This window comes from Streptomyces sp. NPDC004721 (assembly GCF_053601495.1).
In genome coordinates this window covers 1-22,407 of record NZ_JBSGBZ010000021.1, presented here as the reverse complement: position 1 = coordinate 22,407, position 22,407 = coordinate 1, and the positions used below count along the sequence as shown (strand labels likewise).

Genomic DNA, 22,407 nt, shown 5'->3' with positions numbered 1-22,407 from the left:
TCGCACGTGGTGCGTGCCGGTGCTCGGGACGTGCTGGTGGTGCGCGGGACGTGCCGGTGGTGCCGTGCTGCGTGCTGGTGGTGCGGGACGTGCCGGTGGTGCGGGGTGGTGCGCGCCGGTCAGGCCGGCGAGAACAGGTGGTCGCTGATGAGCCGGGCCGCGCCGATGACTCCGGCGGCGGGCCCCAACTCGCCCAGGACGATGGGCAGGTTGCCGGTCGCCAGGGGCAGCGACTGGCGGTAGACCTGGGTGCGGATCGCGGCGAGCAGCGTGTGGCCGAGGCCGGTGACCCCACCGCCGATCACCACCAGGCCGGGGTTGAAGAAGGAGACCAGTCCGGCGATGACCTGGCCGGTGCGGGTGCCCCCCTCCCGGATCAGGCCGAGCGAGGTGGCGTCGCCGGCGGCGGCCGCGGCGGCCACGTCGACGGCGCTGAGGGCGCCGTTCGTCTCCAGCCGGGTCGCCAGCTCGGCCGACAGTCCCTGTTGGGCCGCCTCCAGCGCGTCACGGGCCAGGGCCGCGCCGCTGAAGTGGGCCTCCAGGCAGCCCCGGTTGCCGCAGACGCAGGGGTGTCCGTCGGGCACGGCCTGGATGTGCCCGATGTCGCCCGCGCTGCCGGTCGTTCCGCGGTGGACCTCGCCGCCGACGACGATGCCGCAGCCGATGCCGGTGCCGATCTTGACGCAGAGGAAGTCGCCCACGGAGCGGGCGACGCCCGCGTGCTGCTCCCCCATCGCCATGAGGTTCACGTCGTTGTCGACCATGACCGGGCAGCCGAGTTCCTGGCTGAGTGCCTCCCGCACGGGGAAGCCGTCCCAGCCCGGCATGATCGGGGGTGCCACGGGGACGCCCTGGGGGAAGCGGACGGGGCCGGGGACGCCGATGCCGGCGCCGTCGTAGCCCTCCGCGAGCCCCGACATCTTCAACTTCGCGGCCATGGCGAGGACTTGCTCGAAGACCGCGACGGGCCCCTCGCGTACGTCCAGCGGCTGGTTGAGGTGTCCGAGCACTTCCAGTTCGGCGTTGGTGACCGCGACGTCGACCGAGGTCGCGCCGATGTCGACGCCCAGGAAGCGCAGTTCGGGTGCGAGCCGGACGTTGTGGGAGCGGCGGCCGCCGCGCGAGGCGGCGAGTCCGTCGGCGACGACCAGTCCCGTCTCCAGGAGCCGGTCCACCTCCACGGCCAGCTTCGACCGGGACAGCTCGACGCGGTCGCCGAGCTGTGCCCGGGAGCTGGCCCCCCCGTCGCGCAGCAGCTTCAGCAGCCGGGCCTGGTGTGTGTTGGCGGGTCGTGCCGTCATACGTCTCACGTGCCCCTCCCCGCCTCAATTCGGCCTGTGCGCAAGGGATTCCGGCCACTTGGCCGCTTGCTTGAGAGAGGAACGTAGCAGCGACTGCCGGAACTGGGAAGAAGTTGCGCATGGATTGCCGCCAACTTTCTCCACCGACAGGACAAAGTTGGCGGCGCCGAGCGGGGGCCCCGGACCGGTCTTCATGAGGTCGGGACTGGGCTCGTTCGGGTCAGGGCTTGGCCTGCGGGGTCAGAGATCGCCCCGGGGTGCAGGGCTCGACGCGCAGGGTCAGGGCTTGGCCTGGCCGTGGTACGACCTGCGGGTGTGCTCCGTGTGCTCGCGCATCAGACGGGTCGCGCGCTGCTCGTCGCCGTCGGCGATCGCCTCGATGAGCGCGCGGTGCTCGATCCAGGACTGGCGGCCGCGCTGCCGGGCCACCGGCGTGTAGTACCAGCGCACCCGGCGGTCGACCTGGGCGGCGAGCTCGGCGAGCACCGCGTTGCCGGCCAGCTCCACGACCTTGGCGTGGAAGCGGGCGTTCAGAGCGACGGCCGTGTCCACGTCGTCGGCGGCGACGGCCTCGAACCCCTGCGCCACCAGCTCCTCCAGGGCGGTGACGCCGTCGCGGTCCGCGTTCGCGGCGGCGAGGCGGGCCGCCTCGGCCTCCAGGAGCATGCGCACGCTGAGGAGCTGGTCGGCCTCCTCCTCCGTCGGCTCGTGCACGAAGGCGCCCTGGGCTGGCCGCAGATCGACCCATCCCTCGGTGTTCAGCCGCTGGAGCGCCTCGCGCACCGGCTGCCGGGAGACGCCGAGATGCCCGGCGAGTTCGCTCTCGACGAGGTGCTGACCCGGCTCGAGGGCACGGGTGGTGATGAGCTCCAGCAGGGCTTCGTAGACGCGCTCGCGCAGCGGGCCGGGGCGCTCGAGCCTGGGCACCGCCCCCTGCGGCAGTCCTGTCGACAACATCGCGGTCCCCTCCTCGGCCGGGCGCCGGCGCAGCAGGCGGACACCCGGGTCCTTGACACTCGGCGGAGCGTCGATCGCCCTTCGTCTACAGTCTACGATGCACAGTCGCCACGATCAGCGGATGTCGCGGGCTTCACACCCGCGCGCGACGCACACGCGCGCGTGAAGCCCGCGCGCGTGAACCCCTCACACCCACCGGGCGAGGACCCCCGGGCCGCCGATCACGGGCAGCGCACGACCTGCCCGGCGTAGGACAGATTGCCGCCGAAGCCGAACAGCAGCACCGGGTCGCCGGTGGCCACCTCGCCCCGTTCGACGAGCTTGGACAGGGCCAGCGGGATGCTCGCGGCCGAGGTGTTGCCGGACTCGCTGACGTCGCGGGCGACCACGGCGTTGACGGCTCCCAGCTTCGCGGCGAGCGGCTCGATGATGCGCAGATTGGCCTGGTGCAGGACGACCGCGGCGAGTTCCTCGGGCGCGAATCCGGCCCGCTCGCAGGCCTGCCGGGCCAGCGGCGGCAGCTGCGTGGTGGCCCACCGGTAGACGCTCTGCCCCTCCTGCGCGAACCGCGGGGGCGTGCCCTCGATCCGTACCGCGTGCCCCATCTCGGGCACCGAGCCCCACAGCACCGGACCGATTCCGCGCTCCTCGCCCGGCCGGCAGGCCTCGACCACGGCGGCCCCGGCCCCGTCGCCGACGAGCACGCAGGTCGTGCGGTCGGTCCAGTCGGTCACGTCGGTCATCTTGTCGGCGCCGATGACCAGGGCGCGGGTCGCGGCGCCGGCACGCACGGTGTGGTCGGCGGTGGCCAGGGCGTGGGTGAAGCCCGCGCACACGACGTTGACGTCCATCGCGGCCGGCCGCGGCACGCCGAGCCGGGCGGCGACCCGGGCGGCGGTGTTCGGCGAGCGGTCCGTGGCCGTGGAGGTGGCGACGAGCACCAGGTCGATGTCGGCGGGCGCTAGGCCGGCCGCCGCGAGCGCCTTGGCGGCGGCGTGCGCGGCGAGCTCGTCGACCGGCTCGTCGGGCGCGGCGATGTGCCGGGTACGGATGCCCACCCGGCTCCTGATCCACTCGTCGCTGGTCGCCACGATGCCCTCCAGGTCCTCGTTGGTGAGCACCTTGGCGGGCTGGTAGTGACCGACGGCGGTGATGCGCGAGCCGTTCATGGGATCCCCCTCGTGGCCGTGGGTAGCGGGATTCACCAGTCTGATCAGTGACTCACGGGTAACGCGGCAGGTGAAGTCACAGGATTGGCGGGCCCCGCTTGTCGGCTTCCGTCAGAGGGACGCCCGCCCTCGCGGCCAGGGACCCTTGCCCCCGTGACAGCAAGCAGTAGACAATACATCGTCGACAGTATTCAGCGCAGCGTCAGGACAGGTCACGGCCGCCATGGGTGGGGTTCTCCCGTCGCGATCCCCCTGCCGTGCGTGCAGGACAATGGAGATCGTCAAGGCCGCTTCGGCCGGAGAGCGCACAGAACCGGGGCTGATCAGGACATGGGACGAGTCACGGAACGACGCAAGGTGATCCGCATCCGGGACGGAGCCGTCTCGTCCCGTCCCGACACGCTGGTCGCCGAGGAGCCGCTGGAGATCCGGCTGAACGGCAAGCCGCTCGCGATCACCATGCGCACGCCGGGTGACGACTTCGCGCTGGCGGCCGGCTTCCTGGTGAGCGAAGGCGTGCTGGCCGCCACGTCCGACCTGGTGAACATCGTGTACTGCGCGGGCGCGACGGCGGACGGCTCGAACACGTACAACGTGGTGGACGTGAAGACCGCGCCGGACGTCGTCCTGCCCGACATCACCCTCGAACGCAACGTGTACACGACCTCGTCCTGCGGCCTGTGCGGCAAGGCGAGCCTGGACGCGGTCCGTACGACGGCCCGCTGGCCGATCTCCGACACGCCCCCGCTGCGGGTCGGACCCGAGTTGCTGGCGAGCCTGCCCGACCGGCTGCGGGCCGCCCAGCGCGTCTTCGACCGCACCGGCGGACTGCACGCGGCGGCCCTGTTCACCGAGGACGGCGAACTGCTGGACATACGGGAGGACGTGGGCCGGCACAACGCGGTCGACAAGCTGATCGGCCGCGCCCTGCAGAACGGCGACCTGCCCCTGTCCCGCAGGATCCTGCTGGTCTCCGGCCGCGCCTCCTTCGAACTGGCCCAGAAGGCCGTCATGGCGGGCATACCGGTGCTGGCGGCCGTCTCGGCGCCGTCGTCCCTGGCGGTGGACCTGGCCGCGGAGACGGGACTGACGCTGGTGGGCTTCCTGCGGGGCAGCTCCATGAACGTGTACGCCGGCGCGGAGCGGATCGCCGTGCGGGAGGCGGCCGCCCAGGGCTGAGCCGCCCCCACTGTCAACGGGACCTGTCAACGGGGAACAGTCAACGGGAACGCGCCGTACCGACCGCGGTGCGTGACGCCGCGGCCGTCGCCCGCTCGGCGCCCTCCTGCCGTGCCTCGGGGTCGCGTGCCCGGCGCTTGGCGATCACCGCGCACACCATGAGCTGCATCTGGTGGAAGAGCATCAGCGGCAGCACGGCGAGCGAGGCATGGGCGCCGAACAGGACGCTCGCCATGGGCAGCCCGGAGGCCAGCGACTTCTTCGAGCCCGCGAACTGCACCGCGATGCGGTCCTCCCGGGAGAAGCCAAGCGCCCGTGTGCCGTACCAGGTCAGGGCGAGCATCACGGCGAGCAGCAGGGCCTCGACGACGAGCAGCCCGCCGAGCCGTACGGGACTGACCTGGTGCCAGATGCCGCGCACCATGCCCTCGCTGAACGCGGTGTAGACGACGAGCAGGATCGAGCCGCGGTCGACCAGCCCGAGGACCTTCTTGTGCCGGGCGACGAAGCCGCCGATCCACGGCCTGAGCACCTGCCCGGCGGCGAACGGCACAAGCAGTTGCACCACGATCGTGACCAGCGAGTGCCCGGAGAAGCCGCCGCCGCCGCTGCCGAGCAGCGCCGCCGCGAGCAGCGGGGTCAGGATGATGCCGACCAGCGAGGAGAAGGAGCCGGCGCAGATCGCGGCGGGCACGTTGCCGCGGGCGATGGAGGTGAACGCGATCGACGACTGGATGGTCGACGGGACCAGGGTGAGGAAGAGCAGGCCCTGGTAGAGCGGCTGGTTCAGCAGCACCGGGACGAGTCCGCCGGCGGCGATGCCGAGCAGCGGGAAGATCATGAACGTGCAGGCCAGGACCGTGACATGCAGCCGCCAGTGCTTCAGGCCGTCCAGCGCCTCACGGGTGGACAGCCGGACGCCGTACAGGAAGAACAGCAGGGCGATCGCGGCGGTCGAGGCGCCCGAGGCCGCATGGGCGGCGGTGCCGCGGGCCGGGAGGAGTGCGGCGATGCCCACTGTCGCCAGCAACAGGACGATGTACGGGTCGATCGGCAGCCAGTTCGTCGTCCGGCGCAGGCGTTTCACGGTGCTCCACTTGCTCGTGCTCTTCGGTTCGGTACGGGCGTCGTCACGCCCGTGCGGCCCTTTCGGTGCGGGGCCGACGGATCCCCTCTCCATCGTGCTCCTTCCGGGGCCGATCGGGAATCCGTCATACCGCTCTGACTGTCATCGTGTTCCGCGATAACCGCGCTAACCTGAGCCTCGTGTACGACCCCGCCCAGCTGCGCACCTTCCTGACCGTGGCCCAGACCCTGAGCTTCACGGGGGCGGCCCGGCGGCTCGGGCTGCGTCAGTCGACCGTCAGCCAGCACGTGCGACGCCTCGAGGACGCGACCGGCAGGCTCCTGTTCTCCCGCGACACCCACTCGGTGGAGCTGACCGAGGACGGCGAGGCCATGCTGGGTTTCGCGCGCCGGATCCTCCAGGTGCACGAGCAGGCGACGGCGTTCTTCACCGGCGCGCGGGTGCGCGGCCGGCTGCGGTTCGGCGCGTCGGAGGACTTCGTGCTCACCCGGCTGCCGGAGATCCTGGAGGGCTTCCGCTACGAGCATCCCGAGGTCGACCTGGAGTTGACGGTGGAGCTGTCGGGCACCCTGCACGAGCAACTCGCCGCCGGCAAGCTCGACCTGGTCCTGGCCAAGCGGCGCCCCGAGGACCCGCACGGCGAGCCGGTCTGGCGCGACCACCTGGTCTGGATCGGCGCCGAGCGGCTGCGCCTGGACCCCGACCGCCCGGTGCCGCTCATCGTCTACCCGCCGCCCGGCATCTCCCGGGCCCTCGCGCTGGAGGCCCTGGAGCGCCAGGGCCGGCCGTGGCGCGTCGCCTGCACCAGCGGCAGCCTCAACGGCCTGGTCGCCGCCGCTCGCGCGGGCCTCGGCGTGATGGCCCACTCCCGTGGCCTGATCCCGCCGGGCCTGGTGCGCGTCCCGGACCGCGCGGGCCTGCCGGAACTGGGCGGAGTCGACTTCGTCCTCGTCCACGGCCGCCGTCACGACACGCCCCACCACGCGGCCGACGCCCTGGCCACGGCCATCCTGACCAGCGGCGACCGCCTCCACCGGCGCGCAGTCGGCTAGGGCCTCTCGTTTGGATCATGCCGGGCTCGCGGGCCCTGGCACCGTTCCCCAAGCTCTTCGAGCAGGGGGTACCCCCAGCCGCGTTGTCGTCGGGCGGCAGGGCTCCGCCCTGCCGCCCTCATCCGCCCTTGCGATCCTCCCCCACTGCCTGAACGGCGTGGGAGGTGCCCCCATCACCAGACCCCGCTCCCTGATCCGGCCTGATCCAAACGAAAGACCCTGGACCGCGACCGGTCCGAGGCGTCAACGGCCGTCGCCGCGACCGGCGCCTGGCTTGTTCACGGCGGTCGCCGCGACGTCGCGCCGGCCGGTCGCGAGGGCCGTAATCGGGCCGTACAGATTCGGTGGAGATAACGGCACCGAAACTTACTGATCCGTAAGAAAGTCTGTCCGACCCTTCCCCTTGTGAGGGCATTTTCCGGCGTCCACCGGGGCGCTGCCCGCCTTCGCGGGCCCTCCCGCCCCCTGCCGCGCTGGGGTAGCTTTCACGGCGCTGTGGGGAGCGTCACAAGGAACGGGAGCGGGGTTTGCGCGAGTTCACCAACCCTCCGTCGACGTTGCCACCGCCGGTGGGCGGACTGGCCGACGTCGTCTTCCAGCATGCGCTGGACGACCCGCTCCACATCGCGCTCGGCCGCAAGGACGAGTTCGGCAGGTGGCGGGATGTGACCTGCGCCGAGTTCCGCGACGAGGTACTGGCCCTCGCCAAGGGCCTGCTCGCCCAGGGCATCCGCTTCGGCGACCGCGTCGCGATCATGTCCCGTACCCGCTACGAGTGGACGCTGTTCGACTTCGCGCTGTGGACGATCGGCGCCCAGGTGGTGCCGATCTACCCCACCTCCTCGGCCGAGCAGTGCTTCTGGATGCTGTACGACGCGGAGGTCACGGCGGCGGTCGTGGAGCACGAGGAGCACGCGATGACGATCGCCACCGTCATCGACCGGCTCCCGCAACTGCGCCTGCTGTGGCAGCTGGACACCGGCGTCGTGCAGCAGCTGTACGACGCGGGCGGGCACATCGACGACGACGTGGTGCACCGGCACCGGGAGGCGGTCACCCCGGACTCGGTCGCGACCGTCATCTACACCTCCGGCACCACCGGCCGCCCCAAGGGCTGCGTGATCTCGCACGGCAACTTCATGTTCGAGTCGGACACGGTGATCGAGCGCTGGGAGCCGGTGTTCCAGAGCAAGAAGGGCGAGGAGGCGGCGACGCTGCTGTTCCTGCCGCTCGCCCATGTCTTCGGCCGGATGGTGGAGGTCGCCGCGATCCGCGGCAAGGTCCGTTTCGGCCATCAGCCGCAGCTGAACGCCTCCGCGCTGCTCCCCGACCTCCAGGCGTTCCGGCCGACGTTCATCCTGGCGGTGCCGTACATCTTCGAGAAGGTGTTCAGCGCGGCCCGCCGCAAGGCGGAGAAGGAGGGCAGGGACGGGCCGTTCGAGAAGGCCGTCGAGGTCGCCGTGAAGTACGCGGACGCCGTCGAGGCCAAGGCATGGGGCATCGGCCCCGGCCCCTCGGCCGGCCTGCGGATGCAGCACCAGTTCTACGACACGTTCGTGTACTCCAAGGTGCGCGCCGCGATGGGCGGCAGGATCCGGAACGCGGTGTCCGGCGGCTCGGCGATGGACCGCCGGCTCGGTCTGTTCTTCGCGGGCGCCGGCGTGCAGATCTACGAGGGCTACGGACTGACCGAGTCCACCGCGGCGGCCACCGCCAACCCGCCCGAGCGCACCCGCTACGGCACGGTCGGGCAGCCCATTCCGGGCACCACCGTGCACATCGCCGACGACGGCGAGATCTGGCTGCGCGGCGACAACGTCTTCCAGGGCTATCTCCACAACGAGAAGGCCACCGACGAGACCCTGCACGACGGCTGGCTGGCCACCGGCGACCTCGGCTCCCTCGACGAGGACGGCTATCTGACGATCACCGGCCGCAAGAAGGAGATCCTGGTGACTTCCGGCGGCAAGAGCGTGGCGCCGGGCCTCCTGGAGGAGCGGGTGCGCGACCACCCGCTGATCTCCCAGTGCATCGTCGTCGGCAACGACCGCCCCTACGTCGCCGCGCTGGTCACCCTCGACGCGGAGGCCGTCGAGCACTGGCTCCAGATGCGGGGCAAGCCGCGGATGCCGGCGGCCCGGCTGGTACACGACCCCGACCTGGAGACGGAGGTCCGCCGTGCGGTGGTCGCCGCCAACACGCTGGTCTCCCAGGCCGAGTCGATCCGCACCTTCCGAATCCTCGCCCAGCCGTTCAGCGAGGAGCACGGTCTGCTGACCCCGTCCCTGAAGCTCAAGCGCAAGGCCATCGAGAACGCGTACGCCGACGAGGTGGAGGCGCTGTACCAGGTCTGAGCGGGCCGCACGCCCCAGCCGCCCGACGGGTTCCGGCCGGATCGGCCGCTCAGGAATGCGAACAGGCTCGTGATCGTTGACGATGGGACCGACACACGACGACAAGCGAAGGATCGAGAAGCTCGTGAGCAGCAAGGTCCCCCCGATCATCCTCAACAACGGCGTCGAGATGCCCCAGCTGGGCTTCGGCGTCTGGCAGGTGCCGGACGACGAGGCGGAGCAGGCCGTCGCCACCGCACTGGAGGCCGGGTACCGCAGCGTCGACACAGCGGCGATCTACGGCAACGAAGAGGGCACCGGCAAGGCCATCGCCGCATCCGGCATCCCGCGCGAGGAGGTCTTCGTCACCACCAAGCTCTGGAACAGCGACCACGGGTACGACTCCACGCTGCGCGCCTTCGACACGTCGCTGACCAAGCTCGGCCTGGAGTACGTGGACCTCTACCTGATCCACTGGCCGACACCGGCCCGGGGGAAGTTCGTCGACTCCTACAAGGCGTTCGAGAAGCTGCATTCGGACGGGCGCATCCGGGCGATCGGCACCTCCAACTTCCTTCCCGAGCACCTGGAGCGCCTGATCGCCGAGACCTCGGTGATCCCGGCGGTCAACCAGATCGAACTGCACCCGCACCTCCAGCAGCACGCTGCCCGCGAGTACCACGCGGAGCAGGGCATCGCCACCGAGGCCTGGTCGCCGCTCGGCCAGGGCAAGGGCCTGCTGGAGGTCCCGGCGATCGTGGCGATCGCACAGAAGCACAACCGCACGCCCGCCCAGATCGTGCTGCGCTGGCACCTCCAGCTCGGCAACGTCGTGATCCCGAAGTCCGTGACGCCCTCCCGGATCCGGGAGAACATCGAGGTCTTCGACTTCAGCCTGGACGACGAGGACCTCGCGGCGATCAGCGCCCTGAACGAGGACCGGCGCCTGGGCCCGGACCCGGCGACGTTCGAGATCGTCTGACTCGGACGGCGTAGGGCACGCCCCGGACCACTGCCCGCGGTTCCGGGGCGCGCCGCGCTTCGTCGCTGTTGCAACGCACCTCCCGGTAAGGAAACTTTCCTGACAGAAGGAGCCCGCAGTGCACATACGAAGACCGCCCCTCGCCACGGCCCTGAGCGCGGCCCTGCTCACCGCCGGAATACTCCCCGCGCACGCCTCCGGCGCCACCGGACCCCGGTTCATACGGGAGGGCTCGGTCGGCGCCGCCGACCTGCTCGCCAGGGTGAAGACCTGCCGGCAGATCTCCAACGGCAAGTACCGCAAGGACGCGGGCGCTTCGGCCACGGTCCCGGTGTGCGGCAAGAACGGGGCGGTGTTCTGGAAGGCCGACATGGACATCGACTGCGACGGCCAGCGCACCACCCACTGCAACGAAAATATCGACCCCTGGTTCCAGAACGACACGGCCTTCCACCAGTCCAACGGCCGGCCGCTCAAGTCCGAGTCGCTGCCGTACGTCGTGGTCCCGAGCGCGAGCAGCATCTGGAACTACGCCGGAGCCGGCATCCGCGGCGGCAGCGTAGTGGCGGTGATCCACGCCGACAAGGTCGAGTACGCGGTCGTCGGCGACACCGGCCCCTCGAAGATCATCGGTGAGGCCTCGTACGCCACCGCCAAGGCCCTCGGCATCAACCCGGACCCTGTGACCGGCGGCGTGAACTCCGGCGTGACCTACATCCTGTTCAAGAACTCCCGGGCATCGCCGATCGAGAGCCACGGCGCGGCGGTCGCGCTCGGCGAGCGCCTGGCGAGGGAGTTCATCGCCGCCAACTGAGCCAGGAGGGCGGGCGGGCTCAGTTGGGCTGGCCGAGCGGTCGTACGACGACGGTGTTGACGTCGACGCCCTCGGCTGCCGGAGCGCCCACAGCACCGAGTCGGCGATCTGGTCGGCGGTCAGCAGACGTCCCGGCGGGAGGCCGCCGTACTCGTCCCAGAACGGCGTCTCCACCCGGCCGGGCGCGATCAGGGTCACCCCCACGCCCCATTCGGTGACCTGGCGGCGGGTGTTCTCGGCGAGCGCGGTGACCGCCCTCCCCCACTCTCGGCTTCGCTCGAGCGGGCGGTACCCCCATGGTCGCCCCGTAGAGGTTTCCGGGCGTAGGCACGAACCCGGCGACGCTGCCGACCAGCACGATCCGCCCCCGGGTCTCCTTCAGGGCGCCGATGGCGGCGCGGACGAGCAGCGCGGGACCGAGCACATTGGTCAGCACCTTCTCCCGCCAGCCGGCCGGGTCGCCCTCGGCGACCGTGTCGTGGGTGGCGGTCCCGGCGTTGGCGACGACCGCGTCGAGCCGGCCGAACTCCCTCACTGTGCTCTCCACGGCGGCCCGCACCTGGTCGTACTCGGCGGTGTCCCCCGCGATCGTCAGCAGCCCTTCGGGACGCCCCAGTCCGTCGGCGAAGTCACGGAGCCGCCGCTCACCGCGCCCGGTGACGGCCACCCGGTGCCCGGCGCCGAGCAGCTGCCGGGCGACGGCGGCGCCGATGCCGGAGCCGCCGCCGGTGATGAGCGTGACAGGAGAGTCGGTCATGGTTGCCCCCCTACGTGTCGGTGAACGCGGGAGAGTCCATCACTTGGAGCGCTCTTGAAGTCAACCGCCGTGCCCGTCCGGCTCAGCCGGTCCGCACCCCCGTGTGCACCGTGTACGCCTTGAGCACGAAGAGGTCGCTCCTGCGGTGCACGCTCGCCTCGTCCTCGGGGTCGAGGAGCCGGTCGAGGGTGGCACGGTCCTCGTCGTCGATGCCGCTCTCCAGGGACTCGCGGAGCCGGTTCAGTTCGGCGGCGACATAGGCGCGGGCCGGATCGGAGACCGGGGCGGGCAGGTCCAGCAGGAAGCTGCGGGTACCGCCGGGCTTCAGGCCCGCGGACGCCAGCAGCGCCGGCCAGTCCTCGGTCTCGGCGACCGAGCCCGGCAGCTCGGCCCGCATACGCGCGAACCAGTCCTCCAGCACCACGTCGAGACGGGCCTGGAGGCCGGGCCGGCCGATGCCGAGGTCGCGGGGCAGGAACCGGGCGGGCAGGCCGCCCTCCAGCAGGGCGAGCGTGCCGCCGGGCGCCAGCCGCTCGGCGAACGCGGCGAGGGCGGCCCGCTGGTCGCCCAGGTGGTGCAGGCTGTTGCCGGCCCACAGCAGATCCGCCGGGTACTCCAATTCGTCCAGCACGCCGGGGAGTTCACCGGTGAGGGTGCCGAGGCGATCGGCCAGGCCGAGGCGGGCGGCCCGGGCCCGGGCCCGCTCCAGCAGTGGCTCGGAGCCGTCCACCGCGACGACCCGCGCGCCCGGGAACGCCTCGGCGAAGAGGCAGGAGATCACACCCGGCCCGCTGCCGGCGTCGACGACCAGACCGGGCTCGGGCGCCTTCTCCCCCAGCCACGCCATGACCTTCCCGTACAGGGGCGCGAACAGCTCCGCCTGGGCTTCGAGCAGCGGAGCCATGACGGCCCAGTCGATGTCGGTGTGACCGTGGCCGTGGTGGTCGTGCCGGCCGGGGTGGGCCCCCTCGTGGCCGTGGTGTCCGTGGGGTGCGTGCGCCATGCTGATCAGCCTCTCTTGTCCGGTGCGGCCAGCCTGCGCCGACGCACCGGGAGAGGGCCAGTCCTGTTGCCGAGGCGGCAAAACGGCCGGGGGGCAGATGCCCCCCGGCCGCGGGGAGGAGCCGTTCGCCGCCCGCCGGGGCCGCCCGGCAGGGCCGGCCCCGGCGGATCGCCTCAGATCACGGCAGAGCCGGGTAGGCGTTCTTCATCAGCTCCTGGAACTGGGCGGAGAACCAGTGCCCGGACACCGGAGCGTTCGGCAGCGCGCCCGACATGCTGTTGTTGTTGCGGGGATTGCCCCCGTAGGTCGGGTCGCACATCCGGTCGAAGCCCTTGCCCTCGTCGTTCGGGATCGCCGAGCTGGAACCGTCGGACTCACCCGGGGGCTTCATCCACACGTACGCGTCGATGCCGGCGGCCGGTGCGGCCTTCGGGCGCTCACCGAGACCGGCGCCCGCCTGGTTGCACCAGTTGCCCGTGTTGAGGCGCCGGTCGTAGCGCCCGCCGTCGACGTAGGTGTCCACGCTGGTCTTGGCGCCCGGACCGGCCGGGCGTGCCGATCCGCCCCAGCCGTTCCTGGAGGTGTCGATCAGCATGCCGATGTTCGAGTTGAAGCCGACCGAGACGAGCTTCTGGCGGAAGGCCTGCGCGAACGACAGCTCGTCGACGTACTGGTTCCAGTCCACCCACTTGGACTGACGCACCGAGACGCCGTTCACCTGGTCGGTGATCGAGAAGTTGTTCTCCTTCAGCGCGCTGTAGTTGGCCGTGTTGGTGATGAAGCCGGCCACGTCGTTGACGGACGCGCCCTCGCTGGTGGCCGCCTGCTTGAAGATGTCGGCCGACGGGCCGAAGTTGTCGTCCCAGCCGATCCAGCCGTGGTGCCCGGCGTCGATGTAGTTGTAGACGTTCGGGATCTTGCCGAGCTTGGCGAGCGCGTAGCCAACGCCCTTGACGTAGTTGCCGTTGGCCTTCATCGTGTCGCACTGCGGTGTGGCGGTGGCGCGGCTGCCGGTGTTGGTGACGAGGTTGGGCAGCGAGTCGATCTCGATCGTGGTGACGATCCGCAGCGAGGAGTACTTGGAGTCGCCGAGGATCGCCGCGATCGGGTCGATGAACTGGGTCTTGTACTTGTCGATCTCCGTCGGGCCGAGCTCGCCGTTGGAGGCGAGGGCCGCGCAGTCGCGTCCGGGCAGGTCGTAGATGACGACCTGGATGACCTCCTCGCCGCTGCCCTTCTGCTTCAGGGCCTCATCGAGGTGGGCGCGCAGGCCCATGCCGCCGTTCACGCCGTTGATCGCGGCGATGCGGTCCATCCAGACGCCGGTGGGCTGGTTGGAGACCCGGCTGCCGCCCGGCTCCGCGGCGGCCTTCGCGGACCACTCCGGGTTCACGTACACCTTGGCGCTGGTATACGGGTTGTCGACGCGGCTTCCGCCGCCGGGGTTGCCGCCGCCACCGGGGTCACCGCCGCCACCGGGGTCGCCGCCACCGCCGTCGACGTTGCAGGTGACACCGTCGAGGGTGAAGGCGGCCGGGATCGCGTTGGTGCCGCTGTAGGTGCCCTGGAAGCCGAAGTTGACGGAACCGCCAGTGGGGAGGCTGCCGTTGTAGCTCTCGTTGGCCGCGGTGACGTTGGCACCGCTCTGGCTGATCTTCGCGTTCCAGCCGCTGGTGACCTTCTGGTTGCCGGCGTAGGTCCACTTCAGCGACCAACTCGACTTGGCGGCACCGTTGTTCTTGACGGTGACATCGGCGGTGAAGCCGCTGTCCCACTGGTTGACCTTGTAGTCGACGGTACAGGGGACGGCGGCGCTGGCGGGTGCGGCGGTCAGCGCCGTCCCCGTGGCGCCGGCCACCAGGGCCATGGCGGCGAGTATCGATGTTCTGGTGCGGCTCATGAGTGCGAAGTGCTCCTTCTTTCGAACGTGACTTGCGGACGGGGGACGTGCGGCCTTTCGGAAAGGGACATGCGGACTCGGGGTTGTGGACTGGGAGTTGCGGTCTCGGACGTGCGGGAGGGGCTCAGGGGCTGAGGGCGCGCAGGTGGTCGCGCAGCCCGGCGCCGAACGCCGTGGGCGTACCGTCGTAGGCGGAGATCAGGGACGGCCCGGAGGAGCAGTCCCAGGTGTTCCAGGTCCAGCCCAGGTAGGACAGGCCACGGTCGTCGAACCACTTCATGACCTGGTCGATGAATCCGTGCGAGCAGGTGTTCTCGCCGATCTCCCCGGCCACCAGCGGCACCTGGGCCGCGACCGGGGCGAGGGTGGAGTTCCAGCAGCTCGCGCTGGAGCAGGTGTTGAAGTTGTAGACGTGGTAGGAGGCGCCCAGATTGCCGGTCGGGTCGCTGGGCCGGTAGGTGAGCCACTGCCCGAGGTCGTTGGAGTACGCGAGACCGCCGGCGAGGATGACGTTCTTGGCCCCGGCACCGCGGATGGCGTCGACGAGGCTCTGCATGCCGGCGACCGGGTATCCGATGCCCGGACAGGTGCCGCCGTCGCGCCAGCACTTCCAGGCGTCGGTGAGACTGGAGGTCGCCCGGTCCGGATAGGGCTCGTTGAACAGGTCGAAGACGACGGCCTGGTCACCCTTGAAGGTACTGGCGACCGAGGACCAGAACGACGGGGTGTACTGGACGTCGGGCATCGGCTTCTGGCAGGTGGCGTGGATGTCGGAGCAGCCCGCCGAGTTGCCGGTGTACTGGCCGTAGGTCCAGTGCAGTTCGACGATCGGGGTCATGCCGTGCGCCTCGACCCGGGCCACCAGCTCCTTGACGGCGCTGATGTAGTTGGCGCCCGCGTACTGCGGTTTGATGTTGGAAAGACCCAGCCAGCACTCCTCGTTGAGGGGGATACGGACGGCGTTCGCCTTCCAGTCGGCGATCGCCTTGATCGCGGCGTCGTCCACGGGGCCGTCCCAGATGCCGTAGCCCTGGACGCACATGAACTCGCCGCCGGAGCGGTTGACGCCGAGCAGCCGGCGGTTCTTCCCGGCGGCGTCGACGAGCTTGCTGCCGGAGACGTGCAGGGCGGGCGCCTTGCCGTCACCGGTCGGCGGCGGATCCGTCGGAGGTGTGGACGGCTCCGAGTCGACGTTGCAGGTGGTGCCGTTGAGCTTGAACGCCGTCGGCACGGGATTGCTCCCCGACTTGGAGCCGAGGAAACCCGCGCTGACACTCGCGCCGGTGCCGAGCGAACCGTTGTAGCTCTCGTTGGCGGCGGTCACCGTCGTACCGGACTGGGACCACTTCGCGTTCCAGCCCTGGGTGACCTTCTGACCGCCCGCGAAGTCGAAGGTCAGACTCCAGCTGCTCAGCGGAGCCTGGTTGTTGGTTATCTTCACGTCGCCCTGGAAGCCGGCGTCCCACTGATTGGTGACGGTGTACTCCACCGTGCACGCGGGTGCGGCTCCGTGCGCCGTGACCGCCGGCACGACCACGCTCCCGACGAGCGCGACCGCACCGGCGATGGCTAAAAGGACTGAACGCGGGGGGTGTCGCATGAGCGACTCCTTGCAGCTCTGGCGCGCCGTGACGGCCGCGTCGACTGATGGAATCGCTCCCACTGGTTCGAGTGAAGGTAGCGGCAAGTGACGGCGAAGGACAGAGGGAGTGCGAACTTTTGTCGAACTTCCTCAACTCAGCACCCTTTAAAGGAGGTTGAATGGCGTCGAATCTTTTCGACTCTTCAAGGACCTTGACCCCCTGGACACCCGTCCGCACTATGGGAGCGCTCCCACTGGTTCACGGCTTGACGCTCCTCCCCCACCTCCCCCGAGCCGCAAGGAGGAACCAGCACATGCATCCCCGACGCAGACGCCGCGGCGTGCGGCGGCTGTGGACCGCCATCGTGGCGGCCCTCGCCCTTCCGCTCACCATGCTGTCGACGGGGTCGACCACCGCGCACGCGGCGGCCCTGCAGTGCAGCGTGGACTACAAGACCAACGACTGGGGCTCCGGCTTCACCGCGGACCTGACCATCACCAACCGCGGTACCGACGCCATCAACGGCTGGACCCTGACCTACGGCTACTCGGGCAACCAGAAGCTCAGCAACGGCTGGAACGGCATCTGGTCGCAGTCCGGCCAGACGATCACCGTGAAGAACGAGTCGTACAACGGGACGATCGCCGCCAAAAGCGCCGTGAGCGCCGGTGCCCAGTTCAGCTACAGCGGCACCAACAGCGCGCCGACGAGCTTCGCGATCAACGGCACCACCTGCGCCGGCGCGCACCAGCCCCCGGTGACGGTGCTGACCAGCCCGGCCGCGGGCGCTGTCTACACCCAGGGCGCCGCGGTACCGCTCGCGGCGACCGCGGCGGCGGCCGACAACGCGAGCATCAGCAAGGTCGAGTTCTACGACGACACGACCCTGCTGGGTACGGACACGAGCGCGCCGTACTCGCTCTCGGTCTCCAACTTGGCCGTGGGCAGTCATTCCCTGGTGGCGAAGGCGTACGACAGCCTCGGCGCCTCCGCGGAGTCCACGCCGGTCGGCATCACGGTCGCCTCGGGTCCCGCCGTGGTGGCCTCGCCCACCCAACTGGGTGTCCAGCAGGGCAAGTCGGGGACCTTCGACGTCAAGTTGTCGAACCAGCCCAGCTCCAACGTGACGGTCGGCGTGTCCCGCACGTCCGGCAACACGGGCCTGTCCGTGACCGGCGGCTCCTCGCTCACCTTCACCCCGGCCAACTGGAACACCGCGCAGAAGGTGACCGTCACCGCGGACTCCTCGGGCACCGGCTCGGCGGTCTTCACGGCCTCGGCCACCGGCTACACCAAGGCCACGGTCACCGTGACGGAGCTGGCCGCCTCGAAGGCGTACGACGCCCGCTTCCTGGACCTGTACGGGAAGATCACCAACCCGGCGAACGGCTACTTCTCCCCCGACGGCGTCCCCTACCACTCGGTGGAGACGCTGATCGTGGAGGCGCCCGACCACGGTCACGAGACCACGTCGGAGGCGTACAGCTACCTGCTGTGGCTCCAGGCCATGTACGGCAAGGTGACGGGCGACTGGTCCAAGTTCAACGGCGCCTGGTCGATCATGGAGAAGTACATGATCCCCACCCACGCCGACCAGCCGACCAACTCCTTCTACACCGCCTCCAAGCCGGCGACGTACGCGCCCGAGCTGGACACGCCCAACCAGTACCCGGCCCGGCTCGACTCCGGGGTGTCGGTGGGTCCTGACCCGATCGCGTCCGAGCTGAAGTCCGCGTACGGCACGGACGACATCTACGGCATGCACTGGATCGAGGACGTCGACAACGTCTACGGCTACGGCAACACGCCGGGCGGTCAGTGCGAGGCCGGACCCACGGCCAAGGGACCGTCGTACATCAACACCTTCCAGCGCGGCGCCGAGGAGTCGGTCTGGGAGACGGTGCCGCAGACCACCTGCGACGCCTTCAAGTACGGCGGCAAGAACGGCTATCTGGACCTGTTCACCGGTGACGACTCCTACGCCAAGCAGTGGAAGTACACCGACGCCCCCGACGCCGACGCGCGCGCCGTCCAGGCCGCGTACTGGGCCGATCTGTGGGCCAAGGCGCAGGGCAAGGGAGCCGATGTGTCGGCCACCGTCGCCAAGGCTGCGAAGATGGGCGACTACCTGCGGTACTCGATGTACGACAAGTACTTCAAGAAGATCGGCAACTGCACCGGGCCCTCCTCCTGCCCCGCCGGCACCGGCAAGGACGCCTCGCACTACCTGCTCTCCTGGTACTACGCCTGGGGCGGGGCGACCGACACCTCGGCGGGCTGGGCCTGGCGCATCGGCTCCAGCCACGTCCACGGCGGCTACCAGAACCCGCTCGCGGCGTACGCGCTGAGCAGCAACGCCGACCTGAAGCCCAAGTCGGCGACGGGCGCGGCGGACTGGAGCAAGTCGCTCCAGCGGCAGCTGGAGTTCTACCGGTGGCTCCAGTCCTCCGAGGGCGCCATCGCGGGCGGCGCGACCAACAGCTGGCAGGGCCGTTACGCCACCCCGCCGGCCGGCACGCCGACCTTCTACGGCATGTACTACGACTGGCAGCCGGTCTACCACGACCCGCCGTCCAACCAGTGGTTCGGCTTCCAGGCCTGGTCGATGGAGCGGGTCGCCGAGTACTACCAGCAGACGGGTGACGCCGCCGCGAAGACGGTGCTCGACAAGTGGGTCAAGTGGGCGCTGTCCAAGACCACGGTCAACCCCAACGGCACCTTCCAGATCCCCTCCACGCTCCAGTGGTCGGGCCAGCCGGACACCTGGAACGCCTCCTCCCCCGGCTCCAACAGCGGGCTGCACGTCACCGTCGCCGACTACACCAACGACGTCGGTGTGGCCGCCGCGTACGCCAAGACCCTGACGTACTACGCCGCCAGGTCCGGGGACGCGCAGGCCAAGTCGACGGCGAAGGCGCTGCTGGACGGCATGTGGAGCAACAACCAGGACAGCCTGGGCATCGCCGTCCCGGAGACCCGCACCGACTACAGCCGCTTCGGCGACAAGGTGTACGTGCCGAGCGGCTGGACCGGCACGATGCCGAACGGCGACAAGATCGACTCCTCGTCGACCTTCGCCTCGATCCGTTCCTTCTACAAGAACGACCCGGCCTGGTCGAAGATCGAGTCCTACCTCAAGGGCGGCGCGGCCCCGGTCTTCACCTACCACCGGTTCTGGGCGCAGGCGGACATCGCGCTCGCCATGGGTTCGTACGCGGAGCTCCTCGAATAAGTCCCCGCTGAACGCTCCGTGTACCGGGGCCCGTCATCCGCCGACGGGACCCCGACCGGGCGGCTCCCTCACGGGGGGAGCCGCCCGGTCATCACGTCCTTCCCGCTCCTGCCTCCTGGCAGCCTTCGCCCTTCCTTCCTCCCTCCCTTCCTTCCCTCCTCCTGCCCTCCGTCGAGAGGAGCCCCACCGTGCGAAGAACCTCCCGCACCGGCCGTGTCCTCACGGCCGTGTTCGCACTCGCCGCCGGACTGCTTGCCGGCGCCCCGTCCGCGGCGGCCCGGCCCGCCGCACCGGCCGCGGTCGCGGCGGACACGTACACCTGGAAGAACGCCCGCGTCGACGGGGGCGGCTTCGTCCCCGGCATCGTCTTCAACCGCGGTGAGAAGAACCTGGTCTACGCCCGCACCGACATCGGCGGCGCCTACCGCTGGCAGCAGTCGACGAAGACCTGGACCCCGCTGCTGGACTCGGTCGGCTGGGACGACTGGGGCCACACCGGCGTCGTCTCCCTCGCCTCCGACTCCGCCGCCCCCGACCGGGTGTACGCGGCCGTCGGCACCTACACCAACAGCTGGGACCCGGGCAACGGCGCCGTGCTGCGCTCCACGGACCGGGGCGCGAGCTGGAAGAAGACCGACCTGCCGTTCAAGCTCGGCGGCAACATGCCAGGCCGCGGCATGGGCGAGCGGCTGGCGGTCGACCCGAACAAGAACAGCGTGCTGTACCTGGGCGCGCCCAGTGGCAAGGGCCTGTGGCGGTCGACGGACTCGGGGGCGACCTGGTCGCGGGTCACCAGCTTCACCAACCCGGGCAACTACGCGCAGGACCCGAGCGACACGTCCGGCTACGCCAGTGACAACCAGGGCGTCGTCTGGGTCACCTTCGACGAGTCCACCGGCACCCCGGGCAACGCGACGAAGACCGTCTACGCCGGGGTCGCCGACAAGGACAACGCGGTGTACCGCTCGACGGACGCGGGCGCGACCTGGCAGCGGCTGCCGGGGCAGCCGACCGGGTACCTGGCCCACAAGGGCGTACTGGACGCGAAGAACGGCTACCTGTACCTCGCCTACAGCGACACGGGCGGACCGTACGACGGCGGCAAGGGCCAGTTGTGGCGGTACGCGACCGCGACCGGTGCCTGGACGAACATCAGCCCGGTCGCGGTGGCCGACACCTACTACGGCTTCAGCGGTCTCACGCTCGACCGGCAGCACCCGGGCACGGTGATGGCGACCGCCTACAGCTCCTGGTGGCCGGACACGCAGATCTTCCGCTCCACCGACAGCGGCGCGACCTGGACGCGGGCCTGGGACTACACGTCGTACCCGAACCGCTCCAACCGCTACACCATGGACGTGTCGTCCACGCCCTGGCTGACCTTCGGCGCCAACCCCTCACCGCCCGAACAGACCCCGAAACTGGGCTGGATGACGGAGGCGCTGGAGATCGACCCGTTCGACTCCAACCGGATGATGTACGGCACGGGCGCGACGATCTACGGCACCGAGAACCTCACCCGGTGGGACGGCGGCGGCCAGTTCACCGTGCGCCCGATGGTGCAGGGCCTGGAGGAGACCGCGGTGAACGACCTGGCGTCGCCGCCCTCCGGAGCGCCGCTGCTCAGCGCGCTGGGCGACATCGGCGGCTTCCGGCACACGGATCTGGCGAAGGTCCCGTCGATGATGTTCACCTCCCCCACCCTCACCACGAGCACCAGTCTGGACTTCGCCGAGACGAACCCGAACACGGTGGTGCGGGTGGGCGACACCGATTCGGGCGCGCACATCGGGTTCTCGACCGACAACGGCGCCAACTGGTTCGCCGGCACCGACCCGTCGGGCGTGAGCGGCGGCGGGACGGTCGCGGCCGCCGCGGACGGAAGCCGGTTCGTGTGGAGCCCGGCGGGCACGGGCGTGCGGTACACGACAGGCTTCGGGTCCTCTTGGTCGGCGTCGGCCGGGATCCCGGCGGGCGCTGTCGTGGAGTCGGACCGGGTGGATCCGAAGACCTTCTACGGCTTCAGGTCCGGCAAGTTCTATGTGAGTTCGGACGGCGGCGCCACCTTCACCGCCTCGTCGGCCACGGGGCTGCCCAGCGGTGACAGCGTGCGCTTCAAGGCGCTGCCGGGCACGAAGGGCGACATCTGGCTGGCGGGCGGCGCGAGCGACGGCGCGTACGGGCTGTGGCACTCCACCAACGGGGGCGCGTCCTTCACCAAGCTGGCGGGCGTCGAGCAGGCCGACACCATCGGCTTCGGCAAGGCGGCGAGCGGCGCCTCGTACCAGACGCTGTACACGAGCGCGAAGATCGGCGGGGTGCGGGGCATCTTCCGCTCCACCGACAAGGGCGCGAGCTGGACCCGGATCAACGACGACGCCCACCAGTGGGGTTGGACCGGCGCGGCGATCACGGGCGACCCCCGGGTCTACGGCCGTGTGTACGTCTCCACCAACGGCCGCGGCGTGATCTACGGCGACACCGCCGGCACCGGCGGCGGGGACACGGGCGGAGGAGACCCGGGCGGCGGGGACACGGGCGGAGGCACGACACCGCCGCCGGCCGGCCCCTGCGCGGTGACGTACAAGGTCACCAACCAGTGGGCCGACGGCTTCCAGGCCGACGTCCAGCTGACCAACACCGGCTCCACGGCCTGGAACGGCTGGTCGCTCACCTGGTCCTTCCCGAACGGGCAGAAGGTGACCCAGCTGTGGAACGCCGACTACTCCCAGTCTGGCACATCGGTGACGGCGCGGAACGTGAGCTGGAACGGCACCGTGGCAGCCGGTTCCTCGGTGGGCTTCGGCTTCACGGGGAGCTGGTCGGGGACCAACGGCAGACCGGCCGCCTTCACGGTCGGCGGCCAGGCCTGCACGGTCTCCTGACGGGGGGAGGGGCGCGTGCCGGACGCGGCACGCGCCCCTTCGTCCGGGCTCGGCGGGCTCACCGCCCCTTGCTCCCCCTCTAGTGCTGCGACCGGAAAGGTTCACCGGCTCGCGACGCCCGGCACGGCACTCCCCCAGCCTTCGGCCGGGGGTACCCCCACGCCGCGTTGTCG

At 70.5% G+C, this 22,407-nt stretch carries 14 protein-coding genes and 1 pseudogene; 7 read left to right on the top strand and 8 right to left on the bottom strand.

What is annotated here, in order from left to right:
• Positions 1 to 119: 119 nt before the first annotated feature.
• The 3 genes from ACWEK3_RS20575 to ACWEK3_RS20565 form a co-directional block, all read right to left on the bottom strand.
• On the bottom strand, positions 120 to 1,301 hold the full coding sequence (locus tag ACWEK3_RS20575; RefSeq protein ID WP_453250272.1) for an ROK family protein: 1,182 nt from the start codon (positions 1,299 to 1,301) through the stop codon (positions 120 to 122).
• A 279-nt stretch (positions 1,302 to 1,580) separates the two neighbouring features.
• The gene (locus ACWEK3_RS20570; RefSeq protein ID WP_453250271.1) at positions 1,581 to 2,258 is read right to left on the bottom strand and encodes a GntR family transcriptional regulator; all 678 of its coding nucleotides are present in this window, start codon (positions 2,256 to 2,258) and stop codon (positions 1,581 to 1,583) included.
• 221 nt (positions 2,259 to 2,479) lie between these two features.
• Positions 2,480 to 3,427, bottom strand: coding sequence for a beta-ketoacyl-ACP synthase III (locus tag ACWEK3_RS20565; RefSeq protein WP_384434470.1), 948 nt, complete (start codon positions 3,425 to 3,427; stop codon positions 2,480 to 2,482).
• A 330-nt stretch (positions 3,428 to 3,757) separates the two neighbouring features.
• On the opposite strand from ACWEK3_RS20565, the gene fdhD reads away from it, so the two are divergent.
• Positions 3,758 to 4,606 carry a formate dehydrogenase accessory sulfurtransferase FdhD gene (fdhD, locus tag ACWEK3_RS20560; RefSeq protein WP_453250270.1) on the top strand — a complete coding sequence of 283 codons (849 nt, stop codon included), beginning with the start codon at positions 3,758 to 3,760 and terminating at the stop codon, positions 4,604 to 4,606.
• Positions 4,607 to 4,646: 40 nt separating this feature from the next.
• On the opposite strand, the gene ACWEK3_RS20555 is transcribed toward fdhD, so the two are convergent.
• Positions 4,647 to 5,663 carry a bile acid:sodium symporter family protein gene (locus tag ACWEK3_RS20555; RefSeq protein ID WP_450546799.1) on the bottom strand — a complete coding sequence of 339 codons (1,017 nt, stop codon included), beginning with the start codon at positions 5,661 to 5,663 and terminating at the stop codon, positions 4,647 to 4,649.
• A gap of 209 nt (positions 5,664 to 5,872) precedes the next feature.
• Between ACWEK3_RS20555 and ACWEK3_RS20550 the strand changes: the two genes are divergently transcribed.
• The 4 genes from ACWEK3_RS20550 to ACWEK3_RS20535 all read left to right on the top strand — a co-directional run bounded on the left by ACWEK3_RS20550 (position 5,873) and on the right by ACWEK3_RS20535 (position 10,874).
• Positions 5,873 to 6,745, top strand: coding sequence for a LysR substrate-binding domain-containing protein (locus ACWEK3_RS20550; RefSeq protein WP_450546798.1), 873 nt, complete (start codon positions 5,873 to 5,875; stop codon positions 6,743 to 6,745).
• A 527-nt stretch (positions 6,746 to 7,272) separates the two neighbouring features.
• Positions 7,273 to 9,099 carry an AMP-dependent synthetase/ligase gene (locus ACWEK3_RS20545; protein WP_450543865.1) on the top strand — a complete coding sequence of 609 codons (1,827 nt, stop codon included), beginning with the start codon at positions 7,273 to 7,275 and terminating at the stop codon, positions 9,097 to 9,099.
• A 124-nt stretch (positions 9,100 to 9,223) separates the two neighbouring features.
• On the top strand, positions 9,224 to 10,060 hold the full coding sequence (locus tag ACWEK3_RS20540; protein WP_450543864.1) for an aldo/keto reductase: 837 nt from the start codon (positions 9,224 to 9,226) through the stop codon (positions 10,058 to 10,060).
• Between the two features lie 118 nt (positions 10,061 to 10,178).
• Positions 10,179 to 10,874, top strand: a complete 696-nt coding sequence (locus ACWEK3_RS20535; protein ID WP_450543862.1) for a glycoside hydrolase family 75 protein — start codon at positions 10,179 to 10,181, stop codon at positions 10,872 to 10,874.
• Between the two features lie 19 nt (positions 10,875 to 10,893).
• Here the strand turns inward: ACWEK3_RS20535 and ACWEK3_RS20530 are convergent.
• From ACWEK3_RS20530 to ACWEK3_RS20515, 4 genes and pseudogenes are all read right to left on the bottom strand, one after another.
• A pseudogene (locus tag ACWEK3_RS20530) lies at positions 10,894 to 11,631 on the bottom strand (SDR family oxidoreductase).
• 82 nt (positions 11,632 to 11,713) lie between these two features.
• Entirely contained in the window at positions 11,714 to 12,634 is a 921-nt protein-coding gene (locus ACWEK3_RS20525; protein WP_450543860.1) for a class I SAM-dependent methyltransferase, read from the bottom strand.
• Positions 12,635 to 12,812: 178 nt separating this feature from the next.
• On the bottom strand, positions 12,813 to 14,534 hold the full coding sequence (locus tag ACWEK3_RS20520) for a glycoside hydrolase family 6 protein (protein WP_453250269.1): 1,722 nt from the start codon (positions 14,532 to 14,534) through the stop codon (positions 12,813 to 12,815).
• Positions 14,535 to 14,658: 124 nt separating this feature from the next.
• On the bottom strand, positions 14,659 to 16,134 hold the full coding sequence (locus tag ACWEK3_RS20515; RefSeq protein WP_453250268.1) for a cellulose binding domain-containing protein: 1,476 nt from the start codon (positions 16,132 to 16,134) through the stop codon (positions 14,659 to 14,661).
• Positions 16,135 to 16,430: 296 nt separating this feature from the next.
• Here ACWEK3_RS20515 and ACWEK3_RS20510 point away from each other — a divergent pair, with 296 nt between their 5' ends.
• Positions 16,431 to 19,349, top strand: a complete 2,919-nt coding sequence (locus tag ACWEK3_RS20510) for a glycoside hydrolase family 48 protein (protein WP_453250267.1) — start codon at positions 16,431 to 16,433, stop codon at positions 19,347 to 19,349.
• Between the two features lie 188 nt (positions 19,350 to 19,537).
• Positions 19,538 to 22,234: a cellulose binding domain-containing protein gene (locus ACWEK3_RS20505; protein ID WP_453250266.1), complete on the top strand. Its 2,697-nt coding sequence runs from the start codon at positions 19,538 to 19,540 to the stop codon at positions 22,232 to 22,234.
• The last annotated feature ends 173 nt before the right edge of the window (positions 22,235 to 22,407 follow it).